The sequence below is a fragment of the Bradyrhizobium sp. KZN70725 genome (assembly GCF_055264925.1).
Genome location: NZ_JBUYWT010000146.1, coordinates 1 through 2,685 on the forward strand (window position 1 = coordinate 1; position 2,685 = coordinate 2,685).

Genomic DNA, 2,685 nt, shown 5'->3' on the forward strand with positions numbered 1-2,685 from the left:
TATAGCGCGACAATCAGGATGAGAGCGGCCCGTCAATCAAGATGAGACGAGGCGGCCGAGTCAGGAGATAATTGACGCTGGCCGTCGACTTGGCAAGCGTTGATTGACGCTGCGCGACAATCAAGCGGCGCTGCCAGCGTCAATCAAAGTCTTGTCGAGTTCGTTTGGGGTAGTGTGAACAGGCGGCCGGCCTGGACCGCGCTTGCGATCGAGGGCAACTTTTCGACGGTAACTTTCGACGTTCATCTCGAGGATCGTGGCGTGGTGGACCAAACGATCGATGGCAGCCAACGTCATTGCTTGGTCCGGGAAGATACGCCCCCATTCGCCAAATGGCTGATTGGCCGTGATCAGCAGCGAGCGTCGTTCGTAGCGGGCGGCGATCAACTCGAACAACACACTGGTTTCCGCCTGATCCTTGCTCACATATGTGATGTCGTCGAGGATCAGGAGGTCATAGCGATCGAGTTTGGCGATCGCGGACTCCAGCGCCAGCTCGCGCCGCGCGACCTGCAGCCGTTGCACCAGATCAGTGGTTCGCGCGAAGAGAACGCGCCAACCGTTCTCGACGAGAGCCAGGCCGATCGCCGCGCCGAGATGGGTCTTGCCGCCGCCCGGTGGACCGAACAAGAGCAAATTGGCGCCGGCCTTCAACCAGGCGTCGCCGGCGGCGAGCGCCATCGCCTGTGCCTTTGATAGCATCGGCACGCTTTCGAAGTCGAAGGTTGCGAGCGTCTTGCCGGCGGGCAAACGCGCTTCCACCATGTGTCGCTCGATCCGACGGCGGGTGCGATCGGCGGCCTCGTGCTCGGCAAGGGCGGCGAGGAAGCGGGCGGCAGGCCACCCTTCCTTGTCCGACTGTGCGGCGAGCTTCGGCCAGATCGCCTTGACGCCCGGCAGGCGGAGCTCATTGAGAAGCAGCTCGACACGGGCAGCATCGACGGAGGTAGCGATACCGGTCATGCTGCCTCTCCCAGGTTCGAGCGGCCCGACATGACGCTGACGGAGGCGAGTTCATCGTAGACGTCGAGCGGCGCCAGCTTGACGGCGACACGCGGGATCGAGGCCGCCTCGGGCCGGAAGCGGTCGCGCAGCGCGGCAAGATCGGGTAACTGTCCGGCGTCCAGATCCATCGCGATCGCCTCGGCGAGGTCTGCTTCGCAGGCGCGCTCGTGAGCCAGCGCCAGAAGCTCGACCGTCACCTTGCAGGCGCGCCGGTCATCACCATGCTCCCGCAAGGTCTCGAACAGACGTTTGTAAGCTGCACGCGGGAAGAGTTGGTCGCGATAAACGAGATTGAGGAGCGCCATCGGCTTGCGCCGCAGGGCATGGATGACATGCCGGTAATCCACGACATGACCGCCCTGGCTCTCGGACACAGGCCGACCGCGCCGCAGCGTCACGACCGGTGTGACGCCAAGGAAGCATTCGAGCCGGTCGTCGAAGATGCGCACACGCAGGCGATGGCCGATCAATCTTGAAGGCACGGTGTAGAACACGCGCCGCAGGATGAAGCCGCCTGACGACGTCACCGGGATCACTTTCTCCTCGAAGTCGGTCGTGCGGCCTTTTGGCAGCGGCGCCAATGCCTCCTTCTCGAGCGCGATCGGCTTGGCGAGGTTGGCGTTGCGCCGGCCGACAATCTCGTCGACAAAAGCCCGGTACGCATCGAGACTGGCGAAGTCGCGCGTCCCCCGCAGCAACAGCGCATCTTCCAGTGCCCGCTTGAGATGGCCGTGCGCGCTCTCGATCGAGCCGTTCTCATGTGCGATGCCCGCATTGTTGCGCGTTGGCGCCATGCCATAGTGGCCCATCAGCCCGGCGTAGCGCTGCGTCAGATCCTCCCGTGCGTCGGCGGCCAGATTGCGGAACGCTGCCGACAGGCTGTCGCTGCGATGCTCCCGCGGCACGCCGCCAAGCGCCCACAGCGCGTTCTGCAAGCCCTCCGCCAGGGCGACGAAGCTTTCGCCGCCGAGCACGACATGGGCATGCTCGAAGCCGGAGAACGCCAACCGGAAGTGATAGAGCCGGTGACCGAGCGGCTCACCCGCGATGGTAATACCGAGCGCGCTCACGTCGGTGAAGTCGGACAGACCCAGGCGGCCGGGCTCGTGCTGCTGGCGGAAGATCACGTCCTGTTCGGGGCCGTTGAGCGCCCGCCAGGCGTTGATGCGCCGCTCCAGCGTGCGGCGGATGTTCGGGTTCAGGTCATGATGCCGTCGGCGCAGCTCGTCCAGCACGCCGATCACGCGGATGCCGGGCGCAGCCTTCAGGATCGGAACGATCTCGGCCTCCCAATACTGCGCGAGCGGATCGGACCGGCGCCGGCCCCTCGGCGTCTTCTTCTGCGATGGCGGGCGACAATCGCCCTCGATTCGATACGCGCTTGCCTTCGAGAACCCCGCCTTGGCCGCGGCGGCCTCGGGGGACAGTGTCTGTCGGTAGGTCATGTACAGCCTCATCTGGTGGTCGGTGATGTGGAGGCCAGGCAAGGCATCGATTCCCTCTTGTCGAGACGAATCAACAGCTTGCACCAGCCGCACCCGGCCGCCAGACGGGTCCAAAAACGCGCGACGCCGATGGGGACGGTCCTCCGGTCGGGCTACGCCCTCCCTTCGGTCCGCCCCCATCGGCGCAGTCTCACCTTGATTGTCGCTGAAGTCTCACCCTGATCGCCGCCGCGCA

At 65.0% G+C, this 2,685-nt stretch carries 2 protein-coding genes; both read right to left on the minus strand.

The annotated features are described in order from the left end of the window. Positions 1-120: 120 nt before the first annotated feature. The gene (gene istB / locus ACZBJS_RS42235; RefSeq protein WP_076832955.1) at positions 121-963 is read right to left on the minus strand and encodes an IS21-like element helper ATPase IstB; all 843 of its coding nucleotides are present in this window, start codon (positions 961-963) and stop codon (positions 121-123) included. Further along, entirely contained in the window at positions 960-2,492 is a 1,533-nt protein-coding gene (gene istA / locus ACZBJS_RS42240) for an IS21 family transposase (protein ID WP_092090428.1), read from the minus strand. The genes istB and istA overlap by 4 nt, the downstream gene beginning before the upstream one ends. Positions 2,493-2,685 lie beyond the last annotated feature (193 nt).